Here is an 18,258-nt window from a genome sequence, read left to right as displayed (position 1 = left end):
ACTTCCCGCCAATGAGAAACCACTGATATAGAAGTATCGCTAAAACCGGATGGGTACCAACCCGTACGGTTTTGGCATGTTTCAGGGACGTATTACGTATTAGCAAGAGCCCTCAAACTTTGTCGCTAGCTGGCTCTCGGAAAGGAGCCGGTTATGAGTACCAACCACAAACATTTGCAATCAGCTTTTCGAACAAAGGCACACATGCAGGCGCGAGGAGTGTGGGCGATGAACAAGACGTTAGATGAGCGCCGCAACACGGAGGGATATCTTGATTTGAATACCTATCAGGCGTTGAAGAATCTGCAGCGCGCCACATACGGGTATCGGCCACTGGTGTATATCTGCTCGCCGTTTTCTCGTGATGTGGAAGCCAACATCGCTCTTGCTCGCCGTTTTTGTGCTCACGCCGTGGCAGCGAAGAAGATCCCGCTCGCCCGTGACGTGTCTGCCCCAGTACGCACCCGTAAAGTACGTAGATACGTGGTGCATCATGTCAATTTGAGCGCGAAGTGGGGGTTAGGCGCTGCGGGTTTTGATGCCTTGGGTGAGTAGGGTTTTATGTTTAGCTGAACTGTCCCAGATTTTCCCATCTACTCAAACGGAACAAAACCTGGGACAGTTCAAAACGCTACGTGGGTGCCCAAATCGGCATCTACAACCCGGAGGGAACCAAGGTCGGCAAAGTCACCCACCTGCGGAATCTGGAATATCTGTTCGTCGGCTGCAGCGCGCAGGTTGGTGCGCGTCTCCGCGCCGCTTTCCACGTCCCCGACGCCCCGGAAGCACCCTCAGAATCGCGCTTCCTCGCCCAAGTGGGCTAGTCCCCTTTCGCAATTAAAACCAAACTAAAAACTATCGAGCCGTGGTTGAAACGGGCAATCGAAACGATATCGAAAACCTAAAGTTCAGTGAAGATTTTTGTAATCAAACCGAGTGTAAATCACGAGGGATACTAACGTTATTAGACCTACCAAAAGCCAAGTGGGGAAACTACTTACCGACTGTAGCAGGATATTCCAAAATACGGGAGTGCTGGCGGTATCTAAAGTGCCAAAAATCAAGACTGCTCCGAGATAGATTATGCCCGGAATAGTGGCGTAGGATGCGCCGAGGACACAGCCGACAATCACTCCTAGTGAAACCAAAAACAGTTCGTTACGTACGGCCACCAAGACAACTGAAGTAAAGTACACGGCATCGAAACTGTGGGTAAATATCGCGAGAATGAACAGTATTAGAGCGGTAGCTACGGCATAGCCAGTAATGACTATTATCAGCAAGGCTAGGCGGCTGAGCCGGAGCCGTCGAGTTTGCGTTAGTTCCAGGTTGCCTGGAACGGCCAAGAGCAGGGGCAGAATCAGCGCGCCGGAGGCCGCGGTGATGGGAAGCAGGAATACAGAGACACCCGCACGCAGCGGAACCTCGGTCAGGAACGCTGGCGAAAAAGCTACCAGGAGCGCAGGCAAGAGAACAGCAACACCAAAGACGCGGTAATCGCGAGACTTAACAAACAGCACAAATCCCGGTGGGGTTTTACCACGTTCCACGGCTAGTTCGCCTCCTTCGAGAGCTGAGAATCAGTTAATTTACGGTTCCGAGCCAAATCTCGTCTTGTAAGTGCCGATATTTAGGCTCAGGAATCACTTTGCAATCAAGCAGCCTCGCGATGTAGGCACTCTCGATATCTGTGTGCTCGATGTGCTGGGTATCTGCCCTTTGCGGGACAACAAGCAGCGACGAACAGGCGTGTGTATCAGGTCCGAATGTGGTTATCCGTTTCACCTCCAGAGCTATCTCGTGCTCATCGAACCAGCCCTTAGCTAAATCGTATTCTCGCATCACCGCGGAAAGATATCGTTTTGATTCTGGAGCCACGCACACCTTTACCTCCCCAGATGTCGCACACACGGCAGAATCTTGAGGCAGAGGGATGAAAGGACTCAAGCTCGTAGTCGTAAACCAAGCAGAGAAGATTAAACTCGAAGCGCCGATACCAGCCACAACTGCCCACCACAGGCGAGGAAACAAGATCCCCAGAGCCGAAAGCACCACGATAATCAGGGCGAACAGCCACTGAATGGGCTTGAACGTCAGGTTGTAGGTGTAACCGGTTAACGGTTCCGTGGCACCTCCAGGCAGGAAAAAATAGTAGGGGAAACCGAGCCAGTTGTAGGCCGCAAACCATAACAGCGCTAAAAGGGGTGGAAAAACATAGCTCAAAACGATATTGCCGACAAAAACACCTAAATATGAGGCCATTAGTATGACCGACACCATGGAGAGGAACGACCACGGATTTAGCAACCCAAAAGTGGCATGGCCCACGGCTGTAAACACCGTCACGACCAGATACAGTACCGCTATTGCCAACACATACGGCAGACTATTGATGAGACCAAAAGCCAGCACTTGCCGGTTCCACACCCGGCGTGGCCATAAATTCTGACAGCCATTTTTACGGTGGTGAATTAACTCCAAGCTACCCGTCAGCAGGCAGAGCGGAGCCATTAGAGCGACGCAGACCACCGAAAAATCCGCTGCCCCCAACCAATCCTCACTCCAGAATAAGCCACGCGAAAACAGCGGAAACAAACCCACAATCATCGCCAACGGCAACATCTTCAGGGCATAGGAATACTTGAGCTGAATCATGACGAGTTTCCCTGATGAACCCGGTCATACAGTACTCGTAACAATGATGTTGATTTCTCACCGGACACAGAATCAGTGATTTCACGGGTTACGTCGCTCATTTTGCCTGCGAAACCGCAACGCCCACCCCGCAGAATAACCACGTAGTCCGCTACCGGTTCAAACACCTCGACCTCGTGAGTGGACACCACGACAACGCGAGAACGACCCAACTGTGCCACACAATTAATCAGGGATTCACGCGCCCCAATGTCTAAACCAGTCAAGGGTTCATCGAGCAAAACTACGCTTGGCCTGGCACATACCGATTGTGCGAGCATTACGCGCCGATACTGTCCGCCCGAGAGCTCGTTCAACCGCTTTTCTGCCAGGTCAGAAAGTGAAAACTCCGCAATGACCTCGGCAACCCGGCGAGCACGTTCTGACGATGGCACACCACGCCACCAAGCCGAATAGCGTAATAAGTCAATAACCTTGTAACGACCTATCCAACGCGGATCTTGCGGTAAATATGCAGGAGCTTCTCTGCCCTCGTACTGAATTTGTGCGCCCGGAAGGGGTTTGAGTTCACCCTGAATACAACGCATCAAGGTGGACTTGCCAGCCCCGTTTTCTCCCATCAAGACCGTAACGCCCGAACCGACTTGAAACGAAACATCCGTCAGGGACGGGCGGCTTTTCTGCCCGTACGCATAGCTAAGACTGCTGACGGTGAGCATGATGAAATCATATATCGATTTTGCTGATGTAAAATCAAAAAATCGCAAGTAAACACCACACTTATTTAAAATCTGGCCTTTTTCGCATGCTTCTTTTGGTGCACCTCAAGGTTGCTCAGTATCTACGCACGCAGTCGCTCCTCTCCTCACCTGCTGATTCTTACAATTCTTTTAAATTTGTGGGGAAAGAACTGGTATGCGGAAAGCTGACTATAGGGGCTTGACGCCCCCATAATTTTGGCCAGATACCACAAGGATCACCTATAAGCAGTACTGTTGCCTTACAAACATTACAGTTGGCGTCAAACTGTGTTGTAATAAACATTTAGTACGATTTCTCATTCTGTTAAAGCTATTTACTGCAAATTATTTAGCAAAATATTGTTGTACAGATATCATTTTCTAAATCGCTAATTGAGTAAATGTGCTCCATATTTTCAAAGGTTTCCCGTAGATTCCCCCGCGCGCTGTTCCATCCTTTGCCATCAGTGAACCAGACGTATTGAAAACCTGGAATTTGTTGAGCTTCCTGGGCAAGTTATTTGTAGGAACGGGCGGTCTCGTTTAGTTTTGAGCCTCCAGAACCGTAAAAATTCGTCTCAATCCCAAAAACCGTAGTATCAGTGCAAACCACGAAGTCAAAGCGCTTAGAACTTTTGCCGCTATTGGTTAGAGGATCCATGTTCAAACCCCACAACCGCAGATTATTGGTGTTCAGTTCTTTACAATAGGTACCGGGATCGGGCTTCTTTCGGCTGCCCTTTTCACAGCGGAGCCCCGCCTTTTTCAAGTAACTTTCAACGAGGTCCTCCATGAGGTGCCCGCCCCGGTTCTTCCGAGCGTTTGAATCAAGCCCCGCTTCAACCCCGGTCACATAGTCGTAAAGATTGTCTACGATACGGTTGCTAATCAGATTAAACAACCCGCTTTTTTCCATGAACAAAGCACAGTCTTGGTCACTGAGATGAACTGCTGAAAATTCGAAAAAGTGGTAACCGTCATCGGGATCCAGGACTGAAATCGTGGTCTCACGTTTTGCGATTAAGATAGGGATAGCTCGACGTACCTCTGGGTAACGCGAGATTAGATTCATGAAATCAGAATAGATGTTCTTTGAACCGACCAGTGAATTAAGAATGTTTAACTCAACCTTAATACTGTCAGTTTGCCTAAATATCTTATCCCAATCAGCATAGTAGTCATAGGTGGCAATAGATTCTTTGAAATTACCAATCCAAGTTTCAAAATCACGCAACTGTTTGTCCCTTCTGCTGCATAGCTGCTTTTTCTGGGGTTGAAGTCAAACCCAGCAGTCGTTTTTTAGCAATTTCAAGGTATTCAGGGTTGTTGTCAATGCCGATGCCACTACGTCCCAGTCGGTTTGCTACCACCATCGTCGTCCCAGATCCCACAAACGGATCCAGCACCAAATCCCCTTCATTGGTTGAAGCCAGTATGATCCTTTCCAACAGGTACTCAGGTTTCTGGGTGGGGTGTTTGCCGAAAACCTTTTCATTTTTGGGAGTCAGCGTTCCTTGCCAAACGTCCTTCATCTGTTTTCCACCGTTGAGCTCTTTCATCAAACTGTAGTTAAACTTGTGCTTAGCTTTCTTTTCGTCCTTACGTGCCCAAATGACGGTTTCCGTGGAATGCGTGAAGCACCGGCAACCTAGATTGGGAGGGGGATTGAGTTTCTGCCAGGTGATGTTGTTCAGTATCTTGAATCGTTCTTGTTCTAAAGCAAAACCGATGGAATAAATGTTGTGGAACGTGCCGGAAATCCAGATGCTGCCGTCTCGTTTCAAGACACGCTTGCATTCACGAATCCAGTGTCGGTTGAACTCGTGTTTTTCTGACAGTGGCAGCCCTTTGTCCCAATCGCCCTTGTTTACCGATACCTGTTTACCGCCAGAGCAAGAAATTCCATCATTGGAGAGAAAATACGGTGGGTCAGCAAAAATCATGTCAATGCTCTGTTCCTCAAGGTTTTCCAGAGCATCAAAAACATCTGCAAGAATCAGCTTCGCCGTGGGGGTTTGAAAGAATATGGTTGATGCCTCAGCTTTCGTCATCCGGGGCTCCCAGATAATTGGTGACGATGACTTCGGTTCCTCTCCGCTTCGAGGCATCGGAATTAATTGCGCGCCGTACCGACACGACATCAATTCTGTAGTCTTTATATAGGTCCCGAATCAGGCGCGTATCATGGTTGGTGAGCATGACAAAACAACCCCGTTTATCCAAATCCTTAAATAAAACTGCCAGACGTTCGTGGTCCTCTTTATGGAACCCCTCTTTGGTGTAGTCCAGAAAACTATCGGCCTTGATAGGCGCATAAGGACTATCGAGAAAAACAAAATCACCTCTGCCCGCGTCCCGACAAGCCTGCTCAAAGTCAACATTGAGCAAAGTTGCACCCTGGAGCATTCTGGAAACGGCATAAATGTTGTCCTCGTTGAGAGACGGAGCGGTAGACCCGTTATAAGGGACGTTGAACTCCCCTTTTGCATTGACCCGATACAACCCGTTGAAACAATGCTTATTTAAGAACAGCATCAACGCGTCCGATTCCAGCCCATAATCTTGTTTACGGATTAAATCGTTGTAGCGGCTACGCAGCGTGTAAAAATACTTGCTGGCGGGCTCTTTCTCCCGAGGCAACGCACCATCAATCGCATTAACCGCGTCAATAATCCCCTCAGGGTCTGTCTGAATACGCCGGTAAAGGCTCATGAGCGCTGCATTTATATCGTTTACGGTCACCTTTGGCGGTTGCAAATTGAACAGAACCGCACCGCCACCCAGAAACGGCTCAAAATAATGATTGTACTGGGCTGGCGCACGCCCGATGATACGGTCCAGCAACTGCCGCTTTCCCCCAGCCCACTTCACTACGGGTTCCGGATTCTTCACGCTCAATCACCTCCGCCCACTCTCATCTTTACTAGTGTAGCGGCTACCCCGCACCGTGACAGATCACCAGGGCGCTGGCTTACTCTTTGGGCAGCAAAACGATCCCGTCCAATTGGTCAACGGTTCTTGAAGTAACGGAACAGATGTGATTCCTTGACTCCGCCCCACTGGAGCGCAGGCACTTCCCAGGGGGGTACTCTTACTTTGCATAATCCCCTATCGCCATCATCAGAGCTCCAAGTGTTAGTTTTCATGTCGGTGGTCAGTTACACGTTTAGGAGTTACTCCGTCCTTAACTCCAGTTGCCCCATTTTCACGGCGATTTCGCCGCGCCGTGCTCCGAGTTCGGTGATGACATCACGGACATAGCTTCCGACTGTGTTTTCGGCGAGCCCAGTCGCCCGGGAGATTTCCCGGTTTGTCATTGACTGGGCCAGACAGTCGGCAACTTTGCGCAGTCGCGGGGGCAGATCCTCTAAGCGGCGGGCAAATTCGGGGTCAACAGGTTCAGGCTCTCCTTGCAGGTAAAAGTCTCGCAGCATATCCAACGGACGGTCGTCCAACACGGTTTTTCCTTTATAAGCGCGGTGAATGAGTTCGGCGATTTCCTCTGACGGTGTGTCCTTGGTCAAAAATCCTTTAGCCCCGGTCTCGAGCGCCTGGCGTAAGGTTTCGGGACGCTCAAAAGCGGTCAGCATGAGTACCACCGCTTCAGGGCGCTGTTCTAGGAGCCGTTGCAAAGTGGCGATACCATCCAAACCAGGCATCCCAATATCCAGCAGTGCCACATCCCACTCGACTCGCGAGGCCAATTCCAGCAGTGCAGTCCCGCAATTAGCCGTACCCACCAGGTCTAGGCTCGGCTGTCTACGGAGGAGAATGCTTTCCTGCTCCATATAGAGGGGGTCATCATCGGCAAAAATCACCCGCAACACTGAATCGTTATTGTTGTGCAATAAAGTCCCCTTCCTCGATGGGTAGCTCTGCGTGGACAATCCACCAACCGTTGCTCGACCACGCTTCGAGGCTGCCTCCGGAATCATCCAGGCGCTTTTTTAGCTGTAGAAGGCCTTTCCCGGAACTCATCACCGCGTCCTGAACCTCTTCAGATACCCGATTTTTCATCATAAATTCCACGAGGTTTCCGCTGCGAGAAATGCTTAGTGTCACCGGCGCGCTGGGGGAAGCATATTTGATTGCATTGGTTATGGTTTCGCGCAAAATAGTGATTAATTGATTCTCGATGTAATCAGGCAGCGCTTTCCGTTCTTGCCCACTGAAATCCAGCTCGAGACGAAGCCCCGCCCCGGCGGCGACGCTGGTGGCCCTGTCCAGTTCTTTTTTGAGGTGCGGGCGGATTTCTTTTTGACCCTGCCTGGTGTCTAACAGTTGGATAATCTCTCGTAACTCGCTAAGAGCGTTTCTCGTTTCTTGACGCAATAGTTCTGCCTTGGAATGCGTGGGTGAATCGGATGGTAGTTCCCCGCAAATTACCTCAGCGGTAGACGCCACAATGGAAAGGGTCCCAGCCACTGAATCGTGCAGTTGCACCGATAAACCATCACGGAAGGCCTGGTTTTCTTGGATGGTTTGGAGCCTTTGATTCCATAACTGGTTCAAAGCGCCGTCACGTTCATCAACGTATCTTCGCAGCATATACCCAGCAGTGAAACTGGCAATAAGCAGTATGGACGTAAGAATGCTCGTTGCTGGATAGAGCGGTGCGCCCAGGAAGAAGCTCGCCGCAAGGAAGATTATTGCGAGTGCGGCATCGACATAGTACCTACGCCACCCCCATAGAAAGATTACGGCCATGCACAGATATCCCAGCATTCCCACGAATGAGCTGGGAAGAGCCACAAAAATTGCATCAGCTAAGAGATAGATCCAGCCACCTAGTCGGGGCCAAAACAGGAATGATATCGATGAAATACTGAGAATGGCAGCGGCAATCAAGCTTGTTGGGCGGGGCGGAACCTGGAAAAAAAAGAGGTCAACCCCCAAAGCAAGGACTATAAGCAACAGCATTCCGAGACGATAGCCCCAGACTGATTTCTGCGGCCCCAATGACTCAAAATATCTCATGATGACTTCCCAGTTCGCAGCAAGTCACATCCTATCAGAGGCTACTTCCGCTAGGAAGATTTTGCAATACCCCGATTTTGGGGCATTCACACGCTTGATGTTCGTTGTTAGTCTGAAAATGGCTCTCAACCATTGTGAGCCAATTCTATTGTCGAAACTAGATGGATGTGCAATCTGCCCTGAAATCGAGAGAGGAGGGGAAACCATGGATGTTCAGGTTGAAGTCGCTGAAGATGTAGAAGCTGCCACTTGGTGGATTATTTTCTAAATGCAACGAGTTGTCCAGTCGTATGGAGCCCTGTTGACTCGAGGCTCCATACGACAGGGACGGCTAACGATGGAGAATATATAATGAAATACAAACGTCCAATAATAAAAAAGACACAACCGGTGTACAGAATCACCCCATCTACTTTTCGCATAGGTGCACAGCTTGGGACTACCGCAGAATTTACAGATCGAAAAGGAGAGATGTGGAACCTAATCAAAAATTTAGATGGAAGAAATGTAGATGAAGTCGTATCCTCCGTAAGGATGAGTTTCCCGGGATTGAGCAGAGATGATGTCCTCGATGGGCTGCGGGTGCTGGACAAATATGGTTTTCTGGATGATGTAGCCTCAGTGGACGGGGTTCCATCGAGATACCTACCAAACGTTCGCTATTTTTCGGCCTTTCCAGGAACTTCAACGACTGAAGCGATAAAGATGCAAGAAAAGCTGTTGTCGAGTAAGATTCTGATACTAGGACTTGGTGGTGGAGGGGCAAATGTTGCGACTCTGCTTGCAGGGGTAGGAGTCGGAAGTCTAACAATTTTGGATTCAGATGTTGTGGAAGAAAGCAACCTAGGCAGACAACTATTGTATCGTGAGAAGGATATAGGGAAGCCCAAAGCAGAAGTAGCCGCTAGTCGCCTACAGGAACTAAATAGGTTAACACAAATTACTTCTATAGTGTCAAGGATAGATAGTTTTCAAGATGTTCGTGAATTTATATCGGACAATGACTTGGTTATATGTGCTATGGATGAGCCACCATTCATGGCACAGCGTAGAGTTAATAAAGCGATTGTAAATGAAAATGTGCCATGTGTATTTGGTGCTAACCAGCTTACCCATGGTCGAGTGTTTACTGTAGTTCCAGGAGAAACGGGCTGTTTTGATTGTTTGAACCTATATTATTCAAGAAATGATCCTAAATTTGTAAAACAATTTCGAGGTTTTCAACAGTCAAATTATCAGCCCGAAACAGTAGCTTATGTACCGACCATGTGGATTATTACTGCCGCCATGGCGGATGAGGCGGTGCGCCTAATTACAGGATACACAGAACCCAAAACTTTGGGTTTGCAATATGAAATAGTGTATCCAGATTACACTTCTTTTTCTCATAAAGCTTGGCTGAGATATGAAGATTGTCCCACATGTGGTAATGGGGATTATGGAAAATGGCCGATATTCCAAGAATATCCCGGTGATCTTTAGAGCACGGAGTGGATAATGGGACAGTATCGAATGTTAAGATCCGGCGATATTTTGGAAGTAAAAACCGGAGAGACGCCTCGAGTTTTGCGCAACGCTGGAAAGATAGATACTTATAAAGAAGATTTGGATTGTGTTCATCCATACGGAATAACAAATTCTCTTACGTGGAGAACTGTTGTTGAAAATGCGATCATAATCATATTTGGAACGATCTTCGTCTTGGGATTGGTGGTGATATTAAGGTATTTAACAGTTCATAGTTTCTTTTTTGGGAAAGATTGGGTTATTAAAGGTGCTACAATGCTAGTAGAACTTTTATATATTGTATTCGTTGCGCTGGTGACGTCTATTCTACATGAACTTGGGCACTTATTTTTTGGAAAAACTATTTCCGTATCTGGTAGTATTCTACGATCTACGTTTCGCACAAATCTTAATCACATCTGGATGTGGTCAAGTCCTGCACGATTTGTTGCAATTTGCTGCGGGCTTGTTATTGATATTTCGATTGCCGCTCTGCTTATTTTGATATTACCTGATTCCAGCCCCTGGTTGTCTAGTGCCTTATCTACAATCATATTTCGTATTTTTTGGGAATTCAATATAGCGAGAAAAACCGATGGTCGCTGGATTCTGTGTCTTGCCTTCGACAATCCCCTATTAATGATTAATCTTGAGAAGGGGAAACTCGCTTTAGTTGTTCATTTACTAGGGATTGCTTATGATGTAACATTACTCCTTTTATGGCCATTATTATTCGCTTTGTCTTCGATTGGATTATTAATTTGATAGATTTTCAGTCTAATTCCTATGATGCATTGCTTACCATACGGAAGTTAAGTAAACAATATCGAGGTTCCTCCTCCTATGCACTTAAGGATGTTTCGTTCGATGTAAACCTTGGTGAACTTACGGCACTTACCGGACCAAATGGTGCGGGAAAAACAACGTTATTAGGAATTATCTCTTCAGCTGTTAAGGCTACTTCCGGAGAAATCTACTACAAAGGTTCTTCGCTTCTCAAATCTCCAAGAGTTGCGCGTCAAATTTCCGCCTCTATGCCACAATGGTATGCTCCAATTCGAGGCGTCAACGTGCTTGAATCACTTAGTGCTGCAGCAATGATTCGAGGTGTGTCTAGATCAGAATCGACAAGGAAAGCCACTGCTTATTTGGAACAAATCGGTATAGGCGATTATGCGAAAACCTGCAGCGAAAAACTTTCAGGTGGCCTGCAACGCCTCGTGTCCTTCGGGATGACAGCTCTACAGCCTGCAGAACTTTATCTTTTTGATGAACCAACCAACGACATAGATGCTAGTCGTAGGCTTCAACTCTGGCAGCTTATGCGGCAACTAGTTGATAATGGACATGCTGTGATGGTCGTTACTCATGACATGCAGCATACCACACAGTATGTTGATCGTTTTATGGTAGTAGAGTCTGGCAAACTTGCGCTTGATACAACTCCCGATACTCTCACAAGTTTAGCTTCCGAATTGGTTATCAGATTTACGAATTCCAGCTTGCCCATAGCCATAGAAGAAGCTATGCAACAGTGGAAACGAGAAGATGAAGATAAGAACGACTATTACCTTGTGCCTAAAACTCAGTTTTCACTAATTTCCAATCTATATCGGAAAGCTCTACAATCCTTGCCCAATTTAGATTTAGAAGTCAGCCCTGTTACCTTCAACCTAATTTACCGTGACTTACTCCAGCAAAGTGAAGGAGGTGTGCGATGAATTTCATCATTCATCACATCCGCCAGTTTGCTGGGGTATTTTTGTGGAGTTTTCTGCGTCATCGATATCTCTTGCCTATTCTTACCATAGTACAAGCCTTTTTCGCTTTAGCTATCGTTTACGGTGCGACTCTTTTAATGGGAGATTTAGATGCTACGGGTACCGAAATAGTTTGCGTTGGAACAATAGAGTTGTCTCTTATAGCTATTGCTATTTCTATAGCGCCTCAAATTCTATCTCAAAGTCGAACCGAAAGATTCCTTGATTACCAAAAAAATCTGCCTATATCGAGACCTGTTCTGCTGTTTTCTGATTTTTTGATCTGGATTTTAGTAGCACTGCCTGGAATAGTCATGATAATCATGGCGTGTTGGTTACGTTTTGGTCTCTTTCCAATGCTGTCGTGGCAATTGCTTGCGGTTTTACTGATTAGCATAATCACTTATCTCGCTTTAGGATATACGCTGGCTTTATGGCTACCAGAAGCCGGGACCCAGGTTGCGAGCCAGTTATTGATGATTACCGCGCTGCTGTTTGCCCCGATTCTCTATCCAGCATCAAGATTGCCAGAGTGGCTGAATGCGATTCATGATTACTTACCTTTTGTCCCTTCACGCAAGTTAATGGGCTATTACGCTTTTGCGCAACCATTGCCTGATTCGAACAGACTATTGTTTACTCTGATTGTCTGGCTTTGCGTAACCTTGACGCTTTGTTTAGTTGGATTGTCCAAAAGGAGGTAAAAATGCTAGATACACAAAACTTAATCAAGTCAGTGGATGGCAAAATCCTGGTTGACGATATCAGTTTCTTAGCTGAGCCCGGAGAAATCGTGGCAATCATCGGTCCTAATGGTGCTGGTAAGTCAACGCTGCTAAAAATTCTTGCCACATTAATTTGGCCTTCTTCCGGCAGCTTCAGTTTCCAAAACCGGAAAGTTGACGGAAAATCATCCGATTGGTACCTCAGCATGATGGGAACGAATCTGTCACTACCTAAGGGGGAAGACGCGCATAGTTGTCTTGAATTGCTGGAATCTCGGTTGGTTTACGGTGAGGTAACCCATGTAACTCCGGAGAAAATTCTCCAGACGGCAGGGCTGCTTGAGAAAGCACATGTCCCTTTGTCGAAACTATCAACAGGGATGCGCTCTAAACTTGCTTTAGGTCTAGCGCTCGCGAATCAGCCAGAATTGTTATTGTTGGATGAACCAACCACCGGAATCGATGCCTCCGGTGTAGAGGGATTTGTCGAAATCATTCGTTCTGCAACTGCTCGCGGTACAACGACAATTTTAGTGAGCCACGATTTTCCCCTCGTATCTTCATTAGCGAATCGGATTTTCTTCATGAACCAAGGTTCTTTCACAGACTCCTGCGTCAAACACAATAAATATGATGCTTTCCTTAAAAAATATTCCACTCTGATTAACGCACAGGTGAAAAAATGAAACAGTACGAACTGCGTATTTTGAACAAAAAACCTTATTGGATATTAGGGTCGCTTTCCTTGGCTCTACCGCTGGTGTTCTCTTTATTTTTTAGGTTGCTTGGCGTGGATGGGGCGACTACTCTCGGGCCGTTTCCACTAACCCTGAGCATCTCTATACCTGCCGCGATTACGTTATTCATCGCTACGATATACGTGAGCTGGATAGTATCCTACGGCGTTGTTTACGATTACCTTCCAGACAAACGCTCCTTCCTGTTTAGCCTCCCAGGTGGTCGGACGAAAGTGTTTCAAACTAAGTTGCATTTACACTCTGCGCTAGGCGCAGGCGCAGTATCAATAGGTTTTTGGATCTCTGAATCAATTTATTGCGCCGTCTCGGGAATCTCTTTACTGACGCCGCTATTCTACGCGGCAATTTTGGCCATTTCAGTTTTTAGCATGGCAATAATCGGTGCTTGCGTTGGGGTCATATCCGGGTCCACGCGCGCAACGGTGTTGAACGGTATTATTTGGGCCTGCCTGATTCCGAATACACTGGCAAATAGCGGTCCAGTCTGGGTGTCCTTAATCGCAGGCAGTAGTACCGCTGTTTTTTGTCTGGGTGTTGCTGCCGTATTGGGAATGTTGACCAGGCAGAAGGTGCGGAAAATCGACTGTTTTTAAACCTCTGAAACCTGACTTCCCAATTTCTAATGGCCTAAATCTACCTTTGCTGAGTAAAAGTGAACGCGAGTATTTTCTCAGCCATACCAAAAACATATAGCGCACCCCAGACACGATAAATGCCGTTTAGATAGGGACTGCGTAGCGCTGGCTTACTCTTTGGGCAGCAAAACGATTCCGTCCATGTCGGCGTGCAAGATGTCTCCGGGGCGCCACGTGATGCCCCCGAAGTTTAGCTCGACATCGGTTTCACCCACGCTGTCTTTGGCGGATTTACGAGGGGTAGTGCCCAGCGCTTTCATCCCCAGGGCCAGACCGCGAATCGTTGCCGAATCGCGAATCGCCCCGTTGATGACGACCCCGGCCCATCCGTTCTTTACCGCGGCACCCGCAATCATGTCGCCGCACAAGGCCGTGTGCAGGTCCCCCTCTCCGTCAACGACCAGGACCCGGCCCTCCCCCGGGGAGTTCAGCGTGGCTTTCACCAGGCCGTTGTCGAGGTGGCAGTGGATTGTTGCAATCTGGCCGGCGAAAGCCTTGTGCCCGCCAAAGTTAGCCATCTGAATATCACAAACCCGCAGCTTGTCACCGTATTCGTCATACAAATCCGTGGTTGCGAGGGGGGCTATCATGTCTTGTTTCATTGTCGTTTCCTTTCCGAAACACCACTGCATACCGCAAGAATGGTACGAATACACCGGTCTCGGGGCGCTGGCGTCACCAGTCTAACGAATTTCTCAAACTACCGGTGAGGAAAGCCGACCCCCAGGAATTTGGCGACTTCACGGGTCTCCGGGTGGGTTTTTAGCTCCCCCAACGTGCCGGTCTGGCGAATCACCCCGTCGAGCATGATCCCCACGCGATCCGACACTAGAGCGGCCTCCGCCTGATCGTGGGTGACGTAAACAGCGGTGATGTGGCTGCGTTTCACAATGTCGCGGATTTCAGCGGCTAACTCGTACTTCAACTGTTCGTCAAGGGCGGAGAGCGGCTCATCTAGTAGCAGTAGTTTTGGCCTGGCCGCTAGGGCACGAGCGAGGGCGACTCGCCCGGCCTGCCCTCCCGAAAGCGTGTCGACACGACGCTTTTCCATGCCCTCTAACCGCACCAGCTGCAGCATTTCGGCGACCGTGGCGGCTATTTCCGTTTTGCTAGGGCGTGGGCGGCGCAGTTCCAGGGCGTAACCAACATTGCGTTCCACATTGCGGTTGGCAAACAGCTGGCCGTCTTGAAACAGCATCGCGAATCCGCGCCGATGGGTGGCAATGGGCTCCTGGTTGACGTCATCCCAGGTCAGAGTGCCAGAATCGGCTGGCAGCAATCCCGCCACAACCTGCAGCAGGGTTGATTTCCCGCAGCCCGACGGACCCAGCAGCACCATGATTTCGCCCCGGTTCACGTCCAGGTTCACGGCCTGCAAAACCGGCATAGGAGCCTCACCGCGTCGGTTTGGCGGGTAGGAAAAGGTCACTTGCCGCAGGCACAAGCCCGGGTGGGCAATATCGTTCACGTGTTTATTCTCCTTTATGGGACAGTCGCCGCCGCGGGCTTCGCGTAGTAGCGGCAAAACCGTTTTCTGCCACGAACATGACCAACGCACAAGTCAGCGCCAGCACCACGCTCGCGGCGGCGCTCGCCCCTTGTGCCTGCGCGGACGGACGGGAACTCAAAGCAAAAATCGCCACCGGCAGCGTAGGCTCCAGCGGCCTGGCCAAGAAGCTGGTCGCCCCAAACTCCCCCAGAGAAATCGCGAAAGCGAAACCAGCCCCGACCCCGCTGACCCGCGCCAAAACGGGCAGCTCCACCGTGACGAAAGACTGCAGGCGATTGGCCCCCAAAGTCGCGGCCGCCTCCCGCAGATGCGGATTGATGGCTCGCAAGGTCGGCAAGACCGAACGCAGCACCAGCGGCACTGCCACCACCGCTTGTGCGGCCGCCAGAAACGCCGCGTTAGCGGGCAGGGAAAGCGGCGGAGCCTGCAAAGTTATCAACATTCCGAAACCCACCGTAACCGCGCTAACGCCTTGGGGAGAGGAAAACAGCATATCGAACAGTTCCTGAGCCCCGCGCCACCGCGAGTTCAGCGGCACTCGGCGGGACACGACCAGGGCCACCGACAGCCCCATGACCAGGGAAATTACGCAGGACAGCAGCGCCACCTGCAGGGAATACCCCCACGCTCCCCAAACGGTACCCGGCAGCTGCGCCACAATTCCTGGCTGACCCAACGCCCGATAGTTCGCCAGCGTCCAGCGACCCGCCAAACGTAGCGAAGCCACCACCATAAAAACCAGCGGCACCGTCACCAACAAAATCCCGAAACCGGTCAAAACCAGCGCGAAAGCGTCCTCACGGCGCACCCGCCGGGGCGGCACAGTGCGCAACGCCCCCACACGTTCAAAACGCGCCCGCGCGACCCCATTAATACCCAGAGCCGCCAACACGATGAGAATCTGCAGGATAGACAACACTGCGGCTCCCGAAAGATTGAGGTAACTGGCGGTTTCCAGGTAAATCTCGACTTCCAACGTCGTGATTTTTACCCCACCCAGCACCCGAATCAGGCCGTAAGACGTGATGCAATAGAGGAACACCAGGGAAGCCGCGGCAAAAATCGCCGGACCCAGCCGCGGCAGGGTCACGGTCAGAAATGCCCGAGCCGGACTGGCCCCGAGCGCCCGCGCCGCTTGTGCGGGACGCGGGTCCAAACGCATCCAAGCGTTGCCAACAATCCTCGCGACCAGGGAAAAGTTAAAAAACACCATCGCCAAGATAATCGCGGCACGGCTCTCGGACAGACCCAGGAAACCCATAGGCGCTCCCGGCCCCAACAAATTCTGGAACGCTACCCCGACGACTACCGATGGCAACACGAAAGGCACCCCGGTGAGGGTGCGCCACACTCGACGCCCCGGAATCCGCAGCCCGTAAAGCACCCAAGCCCCGGCGACACCTAGGAAAACTGAGAATATGGTCCCCAGCAAACCCATCTCCAGGGTCCAAAACAGGGTCGTCCAGGTCCGGGTTCGACCGAGCATTTCGCGCAAAACCCCACCGAAACCGGCACTCCCGTCGGAACCCAAACCAGCCGCCGTACCGCTCAAACCCAGGCCGATAATCCGCAGGGTCGGCCACAGAAAAAACAGCCCCAGGAAAGCCAGCGGCAGGAAAATCATCACCGCTATAGCCACCCTGGGGGCTGTCTTTTCCATTTATCGCCTTTCGAACACTAGGGACGACTAGCCCATAATCGAGGCCCAGGAACGTACCCAGGCTTCACGGTTCTTAACCACGTCGGACTCTTTCAACATGGCCGCTTGGCCCGACGGGGCGCCAAACTTGGCCAAAGCCTCCGGCAGCTGCACCGAATCCAACACCGGATACATGTAGTTGTTCTCGGTCAGGTCCTTTTGCGCCGTCTCTTCGGTCAGGAACTGGACCAGAGCCGCTGCACCCGCCGGATTCTTGGCACCTTTCAGCACCCCGGCGTATTCAATCTGCTGGTAGCAAGTCGCCGGCACATTACCGATGGTGGAAACACTCCCGTCATCGCTGACCGCCCAAGCCGGGGAGGAAGCGTAGGACACCATGATGGGGTAAGCCGCGCTGCCGTTGTCATTAGAACCCGCCGTAAAGTCGACGTTGAACGCATCGTCCCACGAACCCACGGACTTGACCCCATTCTCTTTCAGAGACTTCCAGTAGTCCGTCCAACCGTTTTCACCCTTGGCGTTGATGGTGGACAGCAGGAACGCTAAGCCCGGCGTGGACGTGCGGGGATCCTCCACCACGGTGAGGTTCTTGTATTCAGGTTTCGCTAGGTCGTCGAAAGTCGCCGGGGGCTGCTGGCCTTTCTTTTGGAAGTAGGCGACATCGTAGTTCACGCAAACCTCACCGCGGTCCACGGGAACCAACTGTTTCGAATCCCCGCGTACCTTTTGCACGCTGGGAGCTAGTTTCCCGGTGAAATCAGCCAGGGCTCCGGCATCAACAGCGGCCTGAGCGGTGTTGTTATCAAACCCGAACACGGCGTCTCCCAACGGCGCATCCTTGGTCAAAATCAGCTTGTTGGTCAGCTCTACCCCATCGCCGTTCTTAACCACCTTTAACTTGTAACCGGTTTTCTTGGTGAAGGCGGCGGCCGTCTCATCGCTCAGGGGGAATGAATCATAGGTCACAAGGGTCACCGTGCTGCTGGACTTGTCCTGGTCGGTTCCCGGGGTGCTGGTGGCGCTATCTGCAGGACGCGAATCGCTGCAACCCGCCAGCAAAGCCGCGCACAACCCTGCTGCGGCCAACGCTGCCAAAGTCCGGGACGAGGCTGGTCCACGAGTAATGGAAAACATAACTGCCCTTTCTATAATCAGTAAGAGCAGGGGAAAAGTCCACGTCTTGGGCGACGCAAACCGAGATTTACTCGACTTCCTCGGCAACATTACTTGCCTGGTGCGAGGGTCTGCCTGCCTCATGCAATGCACGAAGCCACGGCATTCTCAGCGAATTTCGCTCCCCTGTCGTGCCTCTAAGTATATGCCATTGCCAGG

Annotated in this window: 19 protein-coding genes and 1 pseudogene; 8 read left to right on the top strand and 12 right to left on the bottom strand. The window is 50.4% G+C overall.

The genetic code is table 11. The features are described 5' to 3' along the window. The first annotated feature begins 153 nt into the window (after positions 1-153). Positions 154-555, top strand: coding sequence for a hypothetical protein (locus RDL66_RS07230; RefSeq protein ID WP_295026628.1), 402 nt, complete (start codon positions 154-156; stop codon positions 553-555). Positions 556-635: 80 nt separating this feature from the next. Next, the gene (locus RDL66_RS07225; protein WP_308536188.1) at positions 636-824 is read left to right on the top strand and encodes a hypothetical protein; all 189 of its coding nucleotides are present in this window, start codon (positions 636-638) and stop codon (positions 822-824) included. A gap of 84 nt (positions 825-908) precedes the next feature. Here the strand turns inward: RDL66_RS07225 and RDL66_RS07220 are convergent, their stop codons facing one another. From RDL66_RS07220 to RDL66_RS07185, 8 genes and pseudogenes are all read right to left on the bottom strand, one after another. Beyond that, entirely contained in the window at positions 909-1,550 is a 642-nt protein-coding gene (locus tag RDL66_RS07220) for a hypothetical protein (protein ID WP_308536187.1), read from the bottom strand. A gap of 34 nt (positions 1,551-1,584) precedes the next feature. Continuing rightward, positions 1,585-2,655, bottom strand: coding sequence for a hypothetical protein (locus RDL66_RS07215; protein WP_308536186.1), 1,071 nt, complete (start codon positions 2,653-2,655; stop codon positions 1,585-1,587). After that, positions 2,652-3,374 carry an ATP-binding cassette domain-containing protein gene (locus RDL66_RS07210; protein ID WP_308536184.1) on the bottom strand — a complete coding sequence of 241 codons (723 nt, stop codon included), beginning with the start codon at positions 3,372-3,374 and terminating at the stop codon, positions 2,652-2,654. The genes RDL66_RS07215 and RDL66_RS07210 overlap by 4 nt, the downstream gene beginning before the upstream one ends. A 370-nt stretch (positions 3,375-3,744) precedes the next feature. Further along, positions 3,745-4,629, bottom strand: a pseudogene (locus RDL66_RS07205) (type II restriction endonuclease). Further along, complete coding sequence (locus tag RDL66_RS07200; protein ID WP_308536183.1) at positions 4,622-5,446, bottom strand: DNA methyltransferase; 825 nt, start codon at positions 5,444-5,446, stop codon at positions 4,622-4,624. Before RDL66_RS07200 ends, RDL66_RS07205 begins: the two are co-directional and overlap by 8 nt. Beyond that, entirely contained in the window at positions 5,433-6,287 is an 855-nt protein-coding gene (locus RDL66_RS07195) for a DNA adenine methylase (protein WP_299294182.1), read from the bottom strand. Before RDL66_RS07195 ends, RDL66_RS07200 begins: the two co-directional genes overlap by 14 nt. Positions 6,288-6,568: 281 nt before the next feature. Continuing rightward, on the bottom strand, positions 6,569-7,243 hold the full coding sequence (locus tag RDL66_RS07190; protein WP_299294184.1) for a response regulator transcription factor: 675 nt from the start codon (positions 7,241-7,243) through the stop codon (positions 6,569-6,571). Further along, complete coding sequence (locus RDL66_RS07185) at positions 7,230-8,372, bottom strand: histidine kinase (RefSeq protein WP_308536180.1); 1,143 nt, start codon at positions 8,370-8,372, stop codon at positions 7,230-7,232. The genes RDL66_RS07190 and RDL66_RS07185 overlap by 14 nt, the downstream gene beginning before the upstream one ends. Before the next feature lie 351 nt (positions 8,373-8,723). Here RDL66_RS07185 and RDL66_RS07180 point away from each other — a divergent pair, with 351 nt between their 5' ends. From RDL66_RS07180 to RDL66_RS07155, 6 genes are read left to right on the top strand one after another with little or no spacing between them, the layout of a single operon-like run. Then, on the top strand, positions 8,724-9,854 hold the full coding sequence (locus tag RDL66_RS07180) for a ThiF family adenylyltransferase (protein ID WP_299294190.1): 1,131 nt from the start codon (positions 8,724-8,726) through the stop codon (positions 9,852-9,854). A 15-nt stretch (positions 9,855-9,869) separates the two neighbouring features. After that, entirely contained in the window at positions 9,870-10,643 is a 774-nt protein-coding gene (locus tag RDL66_RS07175; RefSeq protein WP_308536178.1) for a hypothetical protein, read from the top strand. Beyond that, entirely contained in the window at positions 10,598-11,599 is a 1,002-nt protein-coding gene (locus tag RDL66_RS07170; RefSeq protein ID WP_299294194.1) for an ABC transporter ATP-binding protein, read from the top strand. Before RDL66_RS07175 ends, RDL66_RS07170 begins: the two co-directional genes overlap by 46 nt. Continuing rightward, the gene (locus RDL66_RS07165) at positions 11,596-12,342 is read left to right on the top strand and encodes an ABC transporter permease (protein WP_308536176.1); all 747 of its coding nucleotides are present in this window, start codon (positions 11,596-11,598) and stop codon (positions 12,340-12,342) included. Before RDL66_RS07170 ends, RDL66_RS07165 begins: the two co-directional genes overlap by 4 nt. Before the next feature lie 2 nt (positions 12,343-12,344). Further along, on the top strand, positions 12,345-13,049 hold the full coding sequence (locus RDL66_RS07160) for an ATP-binding cassette domain-containing protein (RefSeq protein WP_299294198.1): 705 nt from the start codon (positions 12,345-12,347) through the stop codon (positions 13,047-13,049). After that, a complete protein-coding gene (locus RDL66_RS07155) occupies positions 13,046-13,714 on the top strand; it encodes a hypothetical protein (protein ID WP_299294200.1) in 669 nt (222 codons plus the stop codon). Before RDL66_RS07160 ends, RDL66_RS07155 begins: the two co-directional genes overlap by 4 nt. Positions 13,715-13,866: 152 nt before the next feature. Here RDL66_RS07155 and rraA read toward each other — a convergent pair whose 3' ends face one another. From rraA to RDL66_RS07135, 4 genes are all read right to left on the bottom strand, one after another. Then, positions 13,867-14,358 carry a ribonuclease E activity regulator RraA gene (gene rraA, locus RDL66_RS07150; RefSeq protein WP_374042914.1) on the bottom strand — a complete coding sequence of 164 codons (492 nt, stop codon included), beginning with the start codon at positions 14,356-14,358 and terminating at the stop codon, positions 13,867-13,869. 98 nt (positions 14,359-14,456) lie between these two features. Then, positions 14,457-15,224: an ABC transporter ATP-binding protein gene (locus RDL66_RS07145; protein WP_308536174.1), complete on the bottom strand. Its 768-nt coding sequence runs from the start codon at positions 15,222-15,224 to the stop codon at positions 14,457-14,459. A 4-nt stretch (positions 15,225-15,228) separates the two neighbouring features. Next, on the bottom strand, positions 15,229-16,926 hold the full coding sequence (locus RDL66_RS07140) for an iron ABC transporter permease (protein WP_308536173.1): 1,698 nt from the start codon (positions 16,924-16,926) through the stop codon (positions 15,229-15,231). Positions 16,927-16,953: 27 nt separating this feature from the next. Next, positions 16,954-18,060 (bottom strand): thiamine ABC transporter substrate-binding protein, encoded by a 1,107-nt coding sequence (locus tag RDL66_RS07135; RefSeq protein WP_308536171.1) that lies wholly within the window; start codon positions 18,058-18,060, stop codon positions 16,954-16,956. Between the last annotated feature and the right edge of the window lie 198 nt (positions 18,061-18,258).

The organism is uncultured Mobiluncus sp. (assembly GCF_902488535.1).
In the GTDB taxonomy this organism is placed as follows: Bacteria; Actinomycetota; Actinomycetes; order Actinomycetales; family Actinomycetaceae; genus Mobiluncus.
The sequence above is the reverse complement of the archived record's forward strand: the minus strand, read 5'-3'. Positions and strand labels throughout refer to the sequence as shown.

Bases quoted from the DNA above. Each gene is read 5' to 3' on its own strand.
- RDL66_RS07230 (WP_295026628.1), top strand. From the start codon at position 154: ATGAGTACCAACCACAAACATTTGCAATCAGCTTTTCGAACAAAGGCA.
- RDL66_RS07215 (WP_308536186.1), bottom strand. From the start codon at position 2,655: ATGATTCAGCTCAAGTATTCCTATGCCCTGAAGATGTTGCCGTTGGCG.
- RDL66_RS07210 (WP_308536184.1), bottom strand. From the start codon at position 3,374: ATGCTCACCGTCAGCAGTCTTAGCTATGCGTACGGGCAGAAAAGCCGC.
- RDL66_RS07200 (WP_308536183.1), bottom strand. From the start codon at position 5,446: ATGACGAAAGCTGAGGCATCAACCATATTCTTTCAAACCCCCACGGCG.
- RDL66_RS07185 (WP_308536180.1), bottom strand. From the start codon at position 8,372: ATGAGATATTTTGAGTCATTGGGGCCGCAGAAATCAGTCTGGGGCTAT.
- RDL66_RS07180 (WP_299294190.1), top strand. From the start codon at position 8,724: ATGAAATACAAACGTCCAATAATAAAAAAGACACAACCGGTGTACAGA.
- RDL66_RS07175 (WP_308536178.1), top strand. From the start codon at position 9,870: ATGGGACAGTATCGAATGTTAAGATCCGGCGATATTTTGGAAGTAAAA.
- RDL66_RS07170 (WP_299294194.1), top strand. From the start codon at position 10,598: ATGGCCATTATTATTCGCTTTGTCTTCGATTGGATTATTAATTTGATA.
- RDL66_RS07165 (WP_308536176.1), top strand. From the start codon at position 11,596: ATGAATTTCATCATTCATCACATCCGCCAGTTTGCTGGGGTATTTTTG.
- RDL66_RS07160 (WP_299294198.1), top strand. From the start codon at position 12,345: ATGCTAGATACACAAAACTTAATCAAGTCAGTGGATGGCAAAATCCTG.
- RDL66_RS07155 (WP_299294200.1), top strand. From the start codon at position 13,046: ATGAAACAGTACGAACTGCGTATTTTGAACAAAAAACCTTATTGGATA.
- rraA (WP_374042914.1), bottom strand. From the start codon at position 14,358: ATGAAACAAGACATGATAGCCCCCCTCGCAACCACGGATTTGTATGAC.
- RDL66_RS07140 (WP_308536173.1), bottom strand. From the start codon at position 16,926: ATGGAAAAGACAGCCCCCAGGGTGGCTATAGCGGTGATGATTTTCCTG.
- RDL66_RS07135 (WP_308536171.1), bottom strand. From the start codon at position 18,060: ATGTTTTCCATTACTCGTGGACCAGCCTCGTCCCGGACTTTGGCAGCG.